The organism is Pseudomonas sp. TH32 (genome assembly GCF_016650855.1).
Lineage (GTDB): Bacteria > Pseudomonadota > Gammaproteobacteria > Pseudomonadales > Pseudomonadaceae > Aquipseudomonas.
In genome coordinates, this window is record NZ_JAEKFA010000001.1 from 650,270 (window position 1) to 664,444 (window position 14,175).

Below are 14,175 nucleotides of genomic sequence, written 5' to 3' on the forward strand. Positions count from 1 at the left end.
TGGTGAGGGAGCTTGCTCCCCCACCACAGGTTATTGGTCAGGCATCAGGCGGTCTTGCTGTTCTTCACGCCGATGCGCCCAGTGATACAGCGCCGGCAATACCAGCAGGGTCAGCAGCGTCGAGGAGATAATCCCGCCAATCACCACCGTCGCCAACGGGCGCTGCACTTCGGCGCCGGTGCCGGCGGCCAGGGCCATGGGGATAAACCCCAGCGACGCCACCAACGCCGTCATCAACACCGGGCGCAAGCGCGTCAGGGCGCCTTCGTTGATCGCTACCGACAATGAGCGCCCCTCTTCCCGCAGGTTGCGAATGAAGGCAATCATCACCAGCCCGTTCAGCACCGCCACCCCCGACAGCGCGATAAAGCCCACACCCGCCGAGATCGACAGCGGAATGTCCCGCAGCCAAAGCGCCATGATCCCGCCGGTCAACGCGAAGGGAATCCCGGTGAACACCAGCAGCCCGTCCTTGAGGTTGTTGAACATCATGAACAGCAGCCCGAACACCAGCAGCAACGCCACCGGCACCACGATGCGCAGGCGCTCGGAGGCTTCCTTCAACTGTTCGAACTGGCCGCCCCAGGTGGTCCAGTAACCCGCAGGGATTTTCACCTGGGCGTCGATGGCAGCCCCGGCCTCCTCGACAAACGAACCGATGTCCCGCCCACGCACGTTGGCGCTGACGATCACCAGGCGCTTGCCGTTTTCGCGGCTGATCTGGTTGGGGCCGAGCACCAGGTCCAGGCTGGCGACTTCCGACAGTGCGATAAACCCCAACTGCCCCGCCGCGTTGTTCGCCAGCGCCGGAATCGGGATCAGCAACCGCGACAAGCCTTCGATGTCGGTGCGCAGCGCGTCGGACAACCGCACGACCATGTCGAAACGCCGGTCGCCTTCGTACATCGTCCCGGCCTGGCGCCCACCCACGGCGACGGCAATCGTGTCTTGCACATCGCCCACATTCAGGCCAAAACGCGCGGCCTTGTCGCGGTCGATATTGATGGTCAGCACCGGCAGGCCAGAGGTCTGTTCCACCTTCACTTCCGAGGCGCCCTGGAGGGTTTGCAAGGTCTCGGCAATTTCCCCGGCGGTCTTGTTGAGCACCGCCATGTCGTCACCAAACACCTTCACCGCCACGTCACTGCGCACCCCGGAAATCAACTCGTTGAAGCGCAACTGGATCGGTTGCGACAACTCATACACGCTGCCCGGCACAATCGCACTGGCGCGCTGGATGTCGGCGATGATTGCCTCGCGGGACTTCTTCGGGTCGGGCCACTGGTCCTTGGGTTTGAGCATCACGTAGCTGTCGGAGATGTTCGGCGGCATCGGGTCGGAGGCGATTTCCGCGGTGCCGGTGCGGGCAAATACCCGTTCGATTTCCGGCACCCCGGCCATCAAGGTTTTTCCAGTTGCTGCTGCATGTGCACCGATTGCGTCAGGCTGGTGCCCGGCACGCGCAATGCTTGTTGGGCGAAGTCACCTTCGCTGAGGCTGGGGATAAATTCGCTGCCCATGCGGCTGGCCACCAGGCCCGACGCAACGATGGTCAACACCGCCAGACCGAACACCAGCGGCCGGCGCGTCATCACCCAATCCAACACTGGCGCGTAGACACGCCGTGCGGTGCGCATCACCAGGTTTTCTTCTTCCTTGACCTTGCCGGTCACGAACAACGCAATCGCCGCCGGCACAAAGGTGACAGACAGAATCATCGCCCCCAGCAGCGCGATCACCACGGTGAAAGCCATCGGGTGGAACATCTTCCCGGCAACGCCGGTAAGGGCAAAGATCGGCAGGTACACCACCATGATGATCAACTGCCCGAAGATCAGCGCACGCCGCGCTTCCTTGGCCGCCGCAAACACTTCATGCAGGCGCTCGCTGCGGGTCAACAACCGCCCGTGGCGCTGCTGGGCGTGGGCCAGGCGGCGGATGGCGTTCTCGACGATCACCACTGCGCCGTCGACGATAATCCCGAAATCCAGGGCGCCGAGGCTCATCAGGTTGGCGCTGACCTTGTTGGTAAACATCCCGGTAAAGGTGAACAACATGGCCAGGGGAATGACCATCGCGGTGATCAGCGCGGCGCGGATGTTGCCGAGGAACAGGAACAGCACCGCCACCACCAGCAGCGCCCCTTCGAAGAGGTTTTTCTTCACCGTACTGATGGCTTTTTCCACCAGGTTGGTACGGTCGTAGACGGTGACGGCGACCACGCCTTCCGGCAGCGAGCGGTTGATCTCTTCGAGTTTTTTCGCGACCGCCAGGGACACGGTGCGGCTGTTTTCGCCGATCAACATGAACACCGTACCCAGCACCACTTCGCGGCCATTTTCGGTGGCGGCGCCGGTACGCAACTCACGGCCGATATCGACTTGCGCGACGTTGCGCACCCGAATCGGCGTGCCGTCGGACGTGGTGATCACAATGTTGGCGATGTCGTCGATGGACCCGACTTGCCCCGGCGCGCGGATCAGCAATTGCTCGCCGCTGCGTTCGATGTAGCCGGCGCCGACGTTGGCGTTGTTGCGCTCCAGCGCAGTGACCAGGTCACTCAAGGTCAGGTTATAGGCCGCCAGGCGCTTGGGGTCCGGGGCGATCTGGTATTCCTTGGCAAAGCCGCCGATGGTATTGATCTCGGCCACGCCCGGCACGTTGCGCAGTTGCGGCTTGATGATCCAGTCCTGGATCACCCGCAGATCGGTCGGCGTATAAACTGAGCCGTCGTCCTTGCGCGCGCCGTCTTTCGCTTCCACGGTCCACAGGAAAATTTCCCCGAGCCCGGTGGAAATCGGCCCCATCATGGTTTCGATGCCATCCGGTAATTGCTCGCGGGCCACCTGCAAGCGCTCGTTGACCAGTTGACGGGCGAAGAACAGGTCGGTGCCGTCCTTGAAAATCACCGTGACCTGGGACAAACCCGAGCGCGACAGCGAGCGGGTCTGCTGTAAACCCGGCAGCCCGGCCATGGCGGTTTCAATCGGAAAGGTGATGCGCTGCTCGGTTTCCAGCGGCGAAAACCCCGCCGCCGCCGAGTTGATCTGCACCTGCACGTTGGTGATGTCGGGCACCGCGTCGATGGGCAGTTTCTGATAGCTGGCGATACCGACACCGGCCATCAACAGCACCGCCAACAGCACGATGATGCGCTGCTCGATAGCGAATTGGATAAGGCGCTCAAACATGGGAAATCACTCGCAGGATCAATGGGCGTGCTCGGCCGAGGCCTTGCCCAATTCGGACTTGAGGATGAAGCTGCCGACCGTGGCCACCTGCGCTCCGGCGTCGAGGCCCTGGCGCACTTCGACAAAACCGTTTTCGCTGACGCCCAATTCGAGATGGCGAGTCATGAAGCCGTCGGGGGTTCGCACAAACACCGAGGGTTTGTCCTCGACGGTCTGGATTGCTTCCTGCGGCACCGTCACCTTGGCCTGATACGTATCGGTAGCGACCTGCACGGCGACGAACAAGCCTGGGCGCCACGAGTCGTCAGGGTTCTGCACCGTGACGCGCACGGTGGCGGTGCGGGTCTGCTCCCCCAGCAAGTTGCCGACATAGGCCACGGTGCCGAGCACTTCGGTGCCCATTTCCGAGGAGGTGACCTTCACCGGCTTGCCGACCTGGACCTTGTTCAAGTCTTTGGGAAACACGCCGAAGGTGACCCACACCTGGGACAGGTCCGACAGGGTGAAGGCGTTGCTAGTCTCGCTCACCACCTCACCGACGCCGAGGTGTTTTTCCACCACCACGCCGTCGAACGGCGCACGCAGTTCGTAGCGATTGCCGCCCACCAATACGGCGCTGCCGCTCAGGGCGTTCATCTTTTGCCGGGCGTTGTTCAGGGCGATTTCGGCCTCTTGCAGCGCCTGGCGCGCCAGCAGGTAATCCTGTTCGGCGGAGATCTTGTCCTGCCATAACTGGCGCTCGCGCTGGAAGGTGGTGCGGGCGAGTTCGACCCGACGTTGGCTGGCCGCCAGCTCGCTGCGCTGATCGGAAATCTGCTGGCTGGCGATCACCGCCAACAGCTCGCCCTTCTTCACCGACTGCCCGAGGTTGACCGTCACCGACTCCACCACGCCGGCGGCACGCGGCACGATGTGGGAGGTGCGGTCTTCGTCGAATCGCACCTCGCCCGGCAGTGACAGCACGGTGCTGATCTGCCGGGATTGGGCGGGCGCGAGTTGAATGCCGGCGGCCTGGATTTGCTGGTCGGTCAACTCAAGTTTGCCTTCTTCTTCCGCCTCTGCCGCACCGCTGAGGGTCGGCCATGCCAGCATCAGCGCAACGGCCAGCGCCATCCTGTGTTTGTGGTTCATGGAACGCTCCTGAAAAAATCAAAACCGGGCGAGGTCGCCGTAAATCCGTTCGATGCGCACCCAGGCGTCAGTCGCCTGAGCGGTCGCCACGAGGTATTGGGTACGGGCCGCAATCAAGGTGCGCTGGGCGTCGAGCACGTCGAGGAAATTGAACTTGCCCATTTCGAAGCCACGGGTGGCGCTGTCCACCGCGCTTTGGGCGGCGGGCAGGATCTGTTGGTTGAACGAGCGCACTTCGGTATTCGCGGTTTGCCACAGGTCCAGGGCCTGGCGAGTCTCGGTGCGCAGGCGCAGCTCGGCGGCGTTGCGCAGGTCGCGGGCCTGGTCGGCGCGGCGGCTGGCGGCGAGTACGTTGCCCTGGTTGCGGTTGAACAGCGGGATCGGCATCGACACCCCCACCACGTTGACCCGCTCACGCGCGCTGGCGTCGTATTGGCTGCCGATGGACACGTCGAGGTCGGGAATGCGCTGGGCTTTTTCCAGGCCCAGGGCCGCCTCGCCCTGGACGATTTGCAGTTCGGCCAGGCGCAGTTCGGCAGTTTGTTCCAGTCGCCCCAGCAACTGCGCGGGCGACGGTAATGTCGGCGCCGCCTGGGACTGGGCGGCCACGGCCTGGAAGTCGGTGCTGGCCGCGCCGGTGCTGGCGGCGAGGCGGCGATAGGCGTCGATCAGGCCCATTTGCGCGCGGTTGAATTCCAGGCGAATTTCCGAGAGCTGCACCTGGGCGCGTGTGGCTTCCACCGGGGACGATTTACCGGCGGTGACACGGCCATTGGCAACCACCAGGCCGCGCTCGGCCAGTGCCAGTGAGCGTTGGGCCAGGTCGAGGCGTTCCTGGGCCCGAAGCGCGCCGTAGTAGCCGTCGATGACCTCTGCCCGCAGCACATTGCGGCGCTGTTCCAGGGTCAGAGCGGCGGCTTCCTGGGCGCGGGTGGCCACGTCAATCCGGGCGCCGCGCTTGCCACCCAATTCCAGGGTTTGGCTCAGTTTGACGGTGGTGGTGCGTGAGTTGCGGCGGGTGTCTTCGGCATCCCAGGAAGCGACCGGGTTGGGGATCAACCCAGCCTGCTGGCGACCGCCCTGGGCGATGTCGATTTCCCATTGCGCAGCGGCCATCTCCGGGTTGTTGGCGAAGGCGGTTTGCAAGGCCGATTCGAGGGTCAGGGTTTGCGCCGACGCCTCTTGAACCGTCGCAGTGGCCAATAAAAAGACAGTCGACAAGGCGCCTGCCACCCACAGTAATTTGCGTATGAACGTTGGCATAACAAGAGTTCCATGCCCATGAATTAACAGGTGGGCAATGTAACTTTCGGTACTTATCAGAGGAGTGGCCAGAACATTACAAATCCGTTAGCAACGGCTCTGCCCCGGGCTTTTGCTTTAAGCTGCGGCCAACTTTTCCACTGCCCGGCTGGATCCTCGACATGCGTATTCTGGTTATCGAAGACGAACCTAAAACCGCCGATTACTTACATCAGGGGTTGAGCGAAAGTGGCTATATCGTCGACTGTGCCGCCACCGGTGCCGACGGCTTGCATTTGTCCCGCCAGCACGCCTACGACCTGGTGATGCTGGATGTAAACCTGCCGTTGATGGATGGCTGGGACGTGCTGCAGCGCATCCGCCAGAACAGCAGCACGCGCATCATGATGCTGACCGCCCAGGGCCGCCTCGCCGACCGGATCAAGGGCCTGGACCTGGGCGCCGATGATTACCTGGTCAAGCCGTTTGAATTCCCCGAATTACTGGCGCGGGTGCGCACCTTGATGCGCCGCAGCACGCACTCGCCGGTGCCGGATGTGTTGCGGGTGGCCGACCTGGAACTGGATCAGGGCCGCCACCGGGCATTTCGCGGCTTGCAGCGCATCGACCTGACCACCAAGGAATTCGCCCTGCTGCATTTGCTGATGCGCCAGAGCGGCGTGGTGCTGTCCCGCACGCAAATTATCTCGTTCGTGTGGGACATGAATTTTGATTGCGACACCAATGTGGTGGAAGTGTCGATCCGCCGCCTGCGGGCGAAGATTGATGACCCGTTCGAGCGCAAGTTGATCCACACCCTGCGCGGCGTGGGTTATGTGCTGGAAGACCGTGAGTAGTCCTCAGGCGTGCACCTCGTCATGCTCGTCGTGGTGAAAGCCGTCGCCCTCCACCTGAATGGTGGCGTGGGAAATATCGAATTGTTCATGCAGTAATTCCGTCACCTGGCTGAGGATCTGTTGCTCGGAGCCTTGCGCCGAATCCGCCACCAAGTGAGTACTCAGCACATTCTTGCCGCTGGTGAGCGCCCAGATATGCAGGTCGTGTACGTCCTTTACTCCGGGCACACCACGAAGCGCCTGCTCGACCTCGTCGATATCGATGCCATCCGGCACACCTTGCAGCAGCACGTTCATGCTTTCCTTGAGCAGGGTCCAGGTGCGTGGCAACACCCAGAAGCCAATCGCCGCAGCCACCACCGAATCCACCCAGCCCCAGCCGGTGTACATGATAACCAGCGCCGCGATGATCACGCCGATGGAGCCGAGCATGTCGCTCCAGACTTCCAGATAAGCGCCCTTCACGTTGAGGCTTTCGCCGCTGGCCGCACTCAGCAACCGCATGGAAATCAGGTTGACGATCAGCCCCAGCACGGCGATCACCAGCATGCCGGTGGACTGGATCTCGGCGGGCGCCTGCAGCCGTTGATACGCCTCATAAAGGATGTAGAACGCCACGGCGAACAGCAGCAGCGCGTTAAACGCCGCCGCCAGAATCTCGAAACGCGCATAGCCAAAGGTGCGCTTGCGGTCGGCGGGGCGCTTGGCCACCTGGATCGCCACCAGGGAAATTGCCAGGGCCAGGGCGTCGGTCATCATGTGGGCGGCGTCGGACAACAGCGCCAGGCTGCCGGTGATAAAGGCACCGACCACCTCGGCAAGCATGAAACTCGAGGTCAGCCCCAGGGCGATCCATAACTTGCGTTCGTGGCCGGCGCGTACTTGGGCGTGGCTGTGTCCTGCGCTCATGAAATGTCCTCGTGGGTCGTCGTCCGGTTGATCATAGAGCTATAGGCCAAAACCACCGGCATGGGTTACGAAATTGTCATCACGTCGTCAGGCGGGCGTTACGCGGTGCGCACCAAAATTGAACATGAACGCTCTGGAACCGTTCTATCAGGTATGCTTTTCGAGCAGGAAACAAAAAGAAACACATTAGCCAACCTGTTCGATAAGGAGTCCCGTTTTGGAGTTATCGACTGCCGCGTGGATGGTTCACGACACCCGCCTCATGTTCTGCGTACTGCTGGCCATCGCCAGCATCATTGTGTTGATCAGCGCCACCAAGCTGCCGCCGTTCCTGTCGATCCTGATCGGCACGTTTATCGCCGGTGTCGGCGCGGGCTTGCCGCCGGAAGAAGTGGCCAAGGCGTTCAGCAAAGGCGCCGGGGCGATCCTCGGTGAAGCCGGGATCATCATTGCCCTGGGCTCGATGCTCGGCGCGTTGATGGCCGAATCCGGGGCTGCCGACCGTATCGCCACTACCCTGCTCGGCCTGGGCAAGGGCAAGTCGTTGCCCTGGGTGATGGCGCTGGTGGCAATGGTGATTGGCTTGCCGCTGTTCTTCGAAGTGGGCCTGGTGATGATGGTGCCGATCATCTTTGTGATGGCCAAGCGTTCGAACCAGCCGCTGCTGAAAATCGCGATCCCGGCGCTGGCGGGCATGACCACCCTGCACGCCCTGATGCCTCCGCACCCAGGGCCGTTGATTGCAGTCAGCGCCTTGCACGCCGACCTGGGGCTGACCATGTTGCTGGGCTTTTGCCTCGCCGTGCCGGCCGTGATTCTGGCCGGCCCGTTGTACGGCAACTGGCTGTCCAAGCGCATGCACGTGGATGAGCCGGCCGACATTGGCGCACTGTTCAGTGCACCGCCCAAGGCGCCGCGCCAGCCGAGTTTTGGTGTGTCGCTGCTGATCATTCTGTTGCCGGTGATCCTGATGCTCGGGAGCACCCTGGCCAAGGTCGCCATGTCGCCGGAAAGCCCGGTGGCGCTGACCTTGAAGTTCCTCGGTGAGCCACTGATCGCGCTGGGCCTGGCGGTGATTGCGGCGGTGATTTGCCTGGGTTGGGCCAGCGGCATGCCGCGGGCCGATGTGGGCAATACCTTGCGTAAAGCGCTGGCGCCGATCGCGGTACTGTTGTTGACCATCGGCGCGGGTGGCGGGTTGAAGCAAACGTTGCTGGATGCCGGCGTGAGCCAGACCATCAGCAAAGTGGCCGAAGGCGCGCACATGCCGTACCTGTTGCTGGCTTGGCTGATTGCCGTGGCGCTGCGTCAGGCCACCGGTTCGGCGACCGTTGCCACGACGACAACGGCGGGCATTCTGGCGCCGATGATGGCGGGTCTGGCGGCGACGCAAAGCTCACTGGTGGCCCTGGCGATTGGTGCCGGCTCGGTGTTCTTCTGCCACGTCAACGACGCCGGCTTCTGGATGGTGCGGGAGTACTTCGGCTTGCAACTGAAGCAGACGATTTGGGTGTGGTCGGTGTTGCAGACCATCGTGTCGGTGGTCGGCCTGGTCGGCACACTGCTGATGTGGCACTTCCTGACGTAAGCCTTACCCTGCCTGGGTGCGGCGCTTGCCAAAATGCGCCGCACTCACTGCGCCCACCGCGCCCATCACCACGCAATACACCACGCAGATCCACGGGCTGGCAGGCATCAACGCGATCAACATCAGCGGCGTGGTACTTGCCCACAGCGCATACGCAATGTTGTAGGTGAAGGAAATCCCCGACACGCGCACCTGCGCCGGGAACAGGCTGACCATCACCGACGGCACGGCCCCCACCACCCCGCAACTCAAACCGGCAATCGCATACGCCGCGCCCAGCCACACGCCGCCCGCAATCAGGCTGGCATACAGCACGGCGATCCCCACCGGCAGCAGCAGGCTGTAGACCAACACCGCGCGCCACGCGCCGATGCGGTCCACCAGCAGGCCGGCCAGCACGCAACCGATGTTCAGGAACACGATGCCCAACGCACTCAGGGCGAAGGTGTGGCTGGGGCTCATGCCGAAGGTTTTCTGCATCATGGTCGGGGTGATGACGACCAATACCACCACGGCTGAAGTGAGCACGCAGGTGAGGATCATGGCCGGCAGCAGCGCGTTGCGGTGTTCCCGCAGGACGGTGCGCAGGGGTAATTCGGCGCCAGCCTGGCGGCGGGCCTGCATCTGCAGGAACACCGGGGTTTCGCTGAGCCAGCGCCGCAGCCAGACGCCGATCACGCCAAATACGCCGCCGAGCAGGAACGGGAAGCGCCAGGCGTAGTCGAGGATTTCTGCCGGGGTGAAGACTTGCGCCAGCAGCGTCGCGGTCAGCGCGCCGAGCAGGTAGCCGAAGGTCAGCCCGGCCTGCAGGAAGCCCAAGGCGTAACCGCGATGGTTGTCCGGGGCGTGCTCGGCGACAAATACCCAGGCGCTGGGCACTTCCCCGCCCACCGCCGCGCCCTGGAGGATGCGCAGCGCCAGCAGGATCAAGGGCGCGAAATAACCGATGTGTGCGTAGGTGGGCATGATCCCGATCAGCAGGCACGGCAGCGCCATCATCAGGATGCTCAGGCTGAACACCCGCTTGCGGCCCAGGTGATCGGCAAAATGTGCCATCAGGATCCCGCCCAGCGGGCGAGCGAGGTAGCCGGTGACGAAGATGCCGAAGCTTTGCAGCAGGCGCAGCCATTCGGGCATTTCCGGCGGGAAGAACAGTTGGCTCAGGGTCAGCGCGAAAAATACGAAGATGATGAAGTCGTAGATTTCCAGGGCCCCGCCCAGGGCAGCCAGGCCCAGGGTTTTGTAGTCGGAGCGGGAGAAACGCTGCGCCTGTGGATAAGAGGTGGCAGTCATGTGCAAGCTCGGCAGACAAACAAAATGGCCTGCAGGTTATGAGCTGGGCCGGGTGATGGCAATCACGCTGGATATATTTGCTTTACTCATTGATCAATGAAGATAACTACATTCCCAAATGAATAACCGTAGAGGAACATGCAGCAAAACTGCCGCCCCCATAATAAATACAAATAGAGGTACTGAACGTGGCCGATGCTATCGAAGAAAGCCGCTACGCCCGATTTGCCCTGCGTTGTTCCAACTTCGCGGAGCGCTGGTTCCCGGACTCCTGGGTGTTTGCCGCCCTCGCGGTGATCATCGTCGCCGTAGCGACCCTGGGCATGGGCGCCGCGCCGACCGAGGCCGCCAAGGCGTTTGGTGACGGGTTCTGGAGTTTGATCCCGTTCACCATGCAAATGGCCTTCGTGGTGATTGGCGGTTATGTGGTCGCCAGCTCCCCGCCCGCCGTGAAACTGATCGATCGCCTGGCGCGCATTCCGAAAAACGGCCGTTCCGCCGTGGCCTGGGTGGCGCTGATTTCGATGGTCGCCTCGTTGCTCAACTGGGGCTTGTCCCTGGTGTTCGGCGGCTTGCTGGTGCGGGCACTGGCCCGTCGTACGGATTTGCGCATGGATTACCGCGCGGCCGGTGCTGCGGCCTATCTGGGCCTGGGCGCGGTATGGGCGCTGGGGCTGTCGTCGTCGGCGGCGCAGTTGCAGGCCAACCCGGCGAGTTTGCCGCCGTCGATTTTGTCGATCACCGGGATGATCCCGTTTACCGACACTATCTTCCTGTGGCAATCCGGCGTGCTGTTGCTGGCACTGATCGTGGTCTCGCTGATCATCGCCTACGCCACTGCACCCGGGCCGAACTCCGCGCGTGACGCCAAGGCCTGCGGTGTCGACCCGGCCTTCAATCTGCCCAAGCCGCAACCGCCAACCCGCCCTGGCGAGTGGCTGGAACACAGCCCGCTGCTGACTATCCTGCTGGCGTTACTGGCGGCCGGGTGGCTGTTCCATGAGTTCTCGACCAAGCCGGCGATCAGCGCGATCTCGGGGCTCAACACCTACAACTTCCTGTTCCTGATGGTGGGCGCATTGCTGCACTGGCGCCCGCGCAGCTTCCTCGACGCCGTGGCCCGCGCGGTGCCGACCACCACCGGGGTGCTGATCCAGTTCCCGTTGTATGGCTCGATTGCGGCGTTGATGACGGTGGTCAAGGGCGGCGACGGTCAGACATTGGCTCACCATATCTCGACCTTCTTCACCTCCATCGCGTCCCACGACACCTACGCGCTGTTGATGGGCGTGTATTCGGCAGTGCTGGGCTTCTTTATCCCGTCGGGCGGCGGCAAGTGGATCATCGAGGCGCCGTACGTGATGCAGGTCGCCAATGACCTGGAATACCACCTGGGCTGGGCGGTGCAGATCTACAACGCTGCCGAGGCGCTGCCGAACCTGATCAACCCGTTCTATATGTTGCCGCTGCTGGGGGTACTGGGGTTGAAGGCGCGGGATTTGATCGGCTTTTCGTTTGTGCAGTTGCTGGTGCACACGCCGCTGGTGCTGTTTTTGCTGTGGGCGCTGGGCACGACGCTTAAATATTTGCCGCCAGTGATGCCATAGGGGAGCTGCCAGTAACCTTTCTGATCAAACGCGTCGGGGTTGTCCCACTCACTACGGTGGCAACCCCTGATTTCTGCCGCCAACGCCTTTGATTAACCTGATTCGGATGACGCCTCACACCCCCCAAGGAAAATCCGATGACGCCCCTATCCAAATCGCTGGAAGAGTTGATCAATGCTATTTACAAGGACGGCAACGTGTCGTTCGTTGAGTACCATGGCCTGCGCGACAATGCCGATTGCCGCATGGCCACTGTTATCAAGGAGTTTGGCCTGCACAACAACGTGACGGCGTTCCAGAAAGCCATGGACGTGGCCATGCAACTGCTGCAGTCCTGCGTCATCGATGCCAAGAAAGCCAAGCTGACCGACACGGGCGAAGCCATCGTCAAGGATGCGCTGGCGTCCCAGGTGGAGTACTTGCGCGCCGGCAGCCAATTGGCACTGCGCTTGTTATGAGTGGCCTGTAGCGTTCAAGGCACTGTCTTCGTTCCGTCACATTGCATTGCTACCGTCCTGCGAAATATCTTGCAACATTCAACCAGCAGGAACTCCCAGCAATGAGCGACGAGCACGAAGACCGCCCTTCCCACGACATTGAAGCCAAACCGCAAGTCGACACCAGCCGGCGGCGCTTCCTGGGAGGCGCGGCCGTGCTGGGCGTGGGTGCGACCCTGAGTGCCTGCGGCAATACCAGCGAGGCACCCGGCAAGCCGGTGGAGCGCCCGCTGACGCCGCAAGAGCTGGACAAGGCCCTGCACGAACAGGTTAAAACCGTGGTGGTGATCTACGCCGAAAACCGCAGTTTCAACAACCTGTTTGCTGATTTCCCCGGGGTCGAGAAACCCCTGTCGGCCCTGACCGCCGCTGAGTATCAACAACGCGACCGCGACGGCAGCCTGCTGAGCACGCTGCCCCCGACCTGGGGCGGCGTGTTGCAAATCGGCCCGCAGACCGTGGACGGCGTGACCTACCCCAGCGAAGTGCAATACCAGGAAAACCTGCCCAACGCCCCCTACGCCCTGAAGGGCCCGAACGGCGAAGACCAGCCGCTGAGCCTGGTCACCCGGGATTTGTGGCACGTGTTCTATCAGAACCAGATGCAGATCAATGGCGGTAAAAACGATGCGTTCGTCGCCTGGGGCGACTCCGGCGGCCTGCTGATGGGCCATTACGCCCAGAGCCGTTACGCCCTGCGCTTGTGGGACGTGGCGAAGGAGTTTGTGCTCTGCGATAACTTCTTCCAGGGCGCGTTTGGCGGATCGTTCCTCAACCACCAATACCTGATCAGCGCCACCCCGCCGGTGTACCCGAACGCTGCGCAATCGGTGGCCAAGGCACAGATCGCCACGCTGCAAAGCGACGACCCGACCGACCCGCGCCTCAAGCCTCTGGACAAATCCCCGGCCAGCGCCATGACCGGCCCGCCGCAATTCGGCCCCAGCGCACTGACCCCGGACGGTTTCGGCGTGAACACCCTGGCCCCGCCTTATTGGCCGACCTGGATTCGCGACCCCGAGCGCCCGGATTACTCCAAGCCCGACTTGCCTAACGTGCTGGTGCCACAAACCCACGAGCACATCGGCGACAAACTGTCGAAAAAGAACGTCGACTGGGCCTGGTACGCCGGTGCGTGGCAAGCAACCCTGGATCAGTTCAAGGACTCGGGCGGCATTCCGAAGATTCCGAACTTCCAGTACCACCACCAGCCCTTCAACTACTTCAAGCAGCAAGGCCCGGAAAACCCGGCTGAGCGCAATAAACGCCTGCGCGATGGCGGCCTGGGGGATGACGCCAGCACCAACAAGTTCTTCGCCGATGCCCAGGCCGGCAAGCTGCCTGCGGTGACCTTCTACAAACCCCAGGGCAACCTGAATATGCACGCCGGTTACGCCGACGTCGCTTCGGGCGACCGGCATATCACCCGCGCCTTGAAGGTGCTGCAGGAAAGCCCGCAGTGGAAGAACATGGTGGTGATCGTCACCGTCGATGAAAACGGCGGCTGGTGGGACCACGTTGCACCGCCAAAAGGCGATCGTTGGGGCCCGGGCACGCGGATTCCGGCACTGGTGGTCTCGCCGTTCGCGCGCAAGGGCACGGTGGACCATACCGTCTACGACACCGCGTCGATCCTGCGTCTGATCACCCGGGTGTTCCAGCTGGAAACCCTCGACGGGCTCAAGCAGCGTGACGACGCCATGACCGCGCGGGGCCAAAAGCCCATGGGGGATTTGAGCAACGCCCTGCACTTCCCGGTGTAGACGCACTTACTCAAAAGCGACAAGCGCGCAGTTTTTCTACGCGCTTTTCCCGGTCAACCGCTACTGTGTGAAGGTGGGCATTCACCCCGCGCAGACG

At 62.5% G+C, this 14,175-nt stretch carries 9 protein-coding genes and 1 pseudogene; 5 read left to right on the forward strand and 5 right to left on the reverse strand.

Annotated features, from left to right (window positions below):
• Window positions 1–30: 30 nt before the first annotated feature.
• The 3 genes and pseudogenes from JFV30_RS03090 to JFV30_RS03100 form a co-directional block, all read right to left on the reverse strand.
• Window positions 31–3,191 (reverse strand): annotated as a pseudogene (locus JFV30_RS03090) (CusA/CzcA family heavy metal efflux RND transporter).
• A gap of 18 nt (window positions 3,192–3,209) precedes the next feature.
• Window positions 3,210–4,322: an efflux RND transporter periplasmic adaptor subunit gene (locus tag JFV30_RS03095; protein WP_201121849.1), complete on the reverse strand. Its 1,113-nt coding sequence runs from the start codon at window positions 4,320–4,322 to the stop codon at window positions 3,210–3,212.
• 18 nt (window positions 4,323–4,340) lie between these two features.
• Window positions 4,341–5,585, reverse strand: a complete 1,245-nt coding sequence (locus JFV30_RS03100) for a TolC family protein (protein ID WP_201121851.1) — start codon at window positions 5,583–5,585, stop codon at window positions 4,341–4,343.
• A 161-nt stretch (window positions 5,586–5,746) separates the two neighbouring features.
• Between JFV30_RS03100 and JFV30_RS03105 the strand changes: the two genes are divergently transcribed.
• Window positions 5,747–6,421 (forward strand): heavy metal response regulator transcription factor, encoded by a 675-nt coding sequence (locus JFV30_RS03105; protein ID WP_010177086.1) that lies wholly within the window; start codon window positions 5,747–5,749, stop codon window positions 6,419–6,421.
• A 3-nt stretch (window positions 6,422–6,424) separates the two neighbouring features.
• On the opposite strand, the gene JFV30_RS03110 is transcribed toward JFV30_RS03105, so the two are convergent.
• Window positions 6,425–7,330 (reverse strand): cation diffusion facilitator family transporter, encoded by a 906-nt coding sequence (locus tag JFV30_RS03110; RefSeq protein ID WP_201121853.1) that lies wholly within the window; start codon window positions 7,328–7,330, stop codon window positions 6,425–6,427.
• 217 nt (window positions 7,331–7,547) lie between these two features.
• On the opposite strand from JFV30_RS03110, the gene JFV30_RS03115 reads away from it, so the two are divergent.
• Window positions 7,548–8,918, forward strand: coding sequence for a GntT/GntP/DsdX family permease (locus JFV30_RS03115; RefSeq protein ID WP_008437508.1), 1,371 nt, complete (start codon window positions 7,548–7,550; stop codon window positions 8,916–8,918).
• 3 nt (window positions 8,919–8,921) lie between these two features.
• Here the strand turns inward: JFV30_RS03115 and JFV30_RS03120 are convergent, their stop codons facing one another.
• Entirely contained in the window at window positions 8,922–10,211 is a 1,290-nt protein-coding gene (locus JFV30_RS03120; protein WP_201121855.1) for an MFS transporter, read from the reverse strand.
• 188 nt (window positions 10,212–10,399) lie between these two features.
• On the opposite strand from JFV30_RS03120, the gene JFV30_RS03125 reads away from it, so the two are divergent.
• The 3 genes from JFV30_RS03125 to acpA all read left to right on the forward strand — a co-directional run bounded on the left by JFV30_RS03125 (window position 10,400) and on the right by acpA (window position 14,078).
• Entirely contained in the window at window positions 10,400–11,818 is a 1,419-nt protein-coding gene (locus JFV30_RS03125; protein WP_201121857.1) for a short-chain fatty acid transporter, read from the forward strand.
• 137 nt (window positions 11,819–11,955) lie between these two features.
• Entirely contained in the window at window positions 11,956–12,276 is a 321-nt protein-coding gene (locus tag JFV30_RS03130) for a hypothetical protein (protein WP_201121859.1), read from the forward strand.
• Window positions 12,277–12,377: 101 nt separating this feature from the next.
• Complete coding sequence (gene acpA / locus JFV30_RS03135) at window positions 12,378–14,078, forward strand: acid phosphatase (protein WP_201121860.1); 1,701 nt, start codon at window positions 12,378–12,380, stop codon at window positions 14,076–14,078.
• The last annotated feature ends 97 nt before the right edge of the window (window positions 14,079–14,175 follow it).

What these genes read in the sequence shown, in the direction of transcription:
- JFV30_RS03095 (WP_201121849.1), bottom strand. Translation starts at nt 4,322, where the DNA reads ATGAACCACAAACACAGGATGGCGCTGGCCGTTGCGCTGATGCTGGCA.
- JFV30_RS03100 (WP_201121851.1), bottom strand. Translation starts at nt 5,585, where the DNA reads ATGCCAACGTTCATACGCAAATTACTGTGGGTGGCAGGCGCCTTGTCG.
- JFV30_RS03105 (WP_010177086.1), top strand. Translation starts at nt 5,747, where the DNA reads ATGCGTATTCTGGTTATCGAAGACGAACCTAAAACCGCCGATTACTTA.
- JFV30_RS03110 (WP_201121853.1), bottom strand. Translation starts at nt 7,330, where the DNA reads ATGAGCGCAGGACACAGCCACGCCCAAGTACGCGCCGGCCACGAACGC.
- JFV30_RS03120 (WP_201121855.1), bottom strand. Translation starts at nt 10,211, where the DNA reads ATGACTGCCACCTCTTATCCACAGGCGCAGCGTTTCTCCCGCTCCGAC.
- JFV30_RS03130 (WP_201121859.1), top strand. Translation starts at nt 11,956, where the DNA reads ATGACGCCCCTATCCAAATCGCTGGAAGAGTTGATCAATGCTATTTAC.
- acpA (WP_201121860.1), top strand. Translation starts at nt 12,378, where the DNA reads ATGAGCGACGAGCACGAAGACCGCCCTTCCCACGACATTGAAGCCAAA.